The organism is Ruegeria atlantica (genome assembly GCF_947495585.1).
Taxonomy (GTDB): Bacteria; Pseudomonadota; Alphaproteobacteria; order Rhodobacterales; family Rhodobacteraceae; genus Ruegeria; species Ruegeria atlantica_G.
This window is the reverse complement of sequence record NZ_CANLZK010000041.1, coordinates 1-1,273: the sequence shown is the minus strand read 5'-3', so window position 1 is coordinate 1,273 and position 1,273 is coordinate 1. Positions and strand designations below refer to the sequence as shown.

Below are 1,273 nucleotides of genomic sequence, written 5' to 3'. Positions count from 1 at the left end.
CGGATTTTTCACCCAGTCCCTGTCTGACCGTGATCCCGAGCTGTTCGGCTCGATCACATCCGAGCTGGGTCGTCAGCGCGACGAGATCGAGTTGATCGCATCCGAAAACATCGTCTCTGCCGCCGTGATGGAAGCACAAGGCTCGGTGATGACCAACAAATACGCCGAAGGCTATCCCGGACGGCGGTATTATGGCGGCTGTCAGTATGTGGACATCGCCGAGAACCTGGCCATCGACCGCGCCAAAGAGCTGTTTGGCTGCGGCTTTGCCAACGTGCAGCCGAACTCGGGCAGCCAAGCGAACCAGGGCGTGTTCCAGGCACTGATCCAACCCGGCGACACCATTCTGGGCATGAGCCTGGACGCAGGCGGTCACCTGACCCACGGCGCCCGTCCGAACCAGTCGGGCAAGTGGTTCAATGCGGTGCAGTATGGCGTCCGCAAAGAAGACAACATGCTGGACTATGATCAGGTCGAGGCGCTGGCAAAAGAACACCAGCCCAAGCTGATCATCGCCGGTGGCTCGGCCATTCCGCGACAGATCGACTTTGCCCGCATGCGCCAGATCGCCGACATGGTCGGCGCCTACCTGCACGTGGACATGGCGCACTTCGCCGGTCTGGTGGCAGCGGGTGAGCACCCCAGCCCCTTCCCGCATGCGCATGTGGCAACCACCACCACGCACAAAACCCTGCGCGGCCCACGTGGCGGCATGATCCTGACCAATGATGAAGATATCGCTAAGAAAGTGAATTCGGCTATCTTCCCCGGCATTCAGGGCGGCCCGCTGATGCATGTGATCGCAGCCAAGGCCGTGGCCTTTGGCGAGGCGCTGCAGCCTGCGTTCAAGGATTACATCAAGCAGGTTGTCGTGAACGCACAGGCGCTGTCAGACCAGCTGATCAAGGGTGGTTTGGACACGGTGACCCACGGTACCGACACCCATGTGGTGCTGGTCGATCTGCGACCCAAAGGCGTAACCGGCAACATTGTCGACAAGGCTCTGGGCCGGGCGCATATCACCTGCAACAAGAACGGCGTGCCGTTTGATCCGGAAAAACCGACCATTACGTCGGGCATCCGTCTGGGCTCCCCCGCCGGCACCACCCGCGGCTTTGGCGAGATCGAATTCCGCCAGATCGCAGATTGGATCATCGAAGTGGTCGACGGTCTGGCCGCCAATGGCGAAGACGGCAATGGCGCAGTTGAAGCCAAAGTCAAAGCCGAGGTTGCAGAGCTTTGCGCTAAATTCCCGATCTATCCAAACCTGTAA

At 60.3% G+C, this 1,273-nt stretch carries 1 protein-coding gene; it reads left to right on the top strand.

Annotation, left to right across the window (positions count from 1 at the left end):
- Positions 1–1,273, top strand: a 1,273-nt coding sequence (gene glyA, locus QMP16_RS23480; protein WP_282154380.1) for a serine hydroxymethyltransferase, incomplete at its 5' end; no start/stop codon positions are given.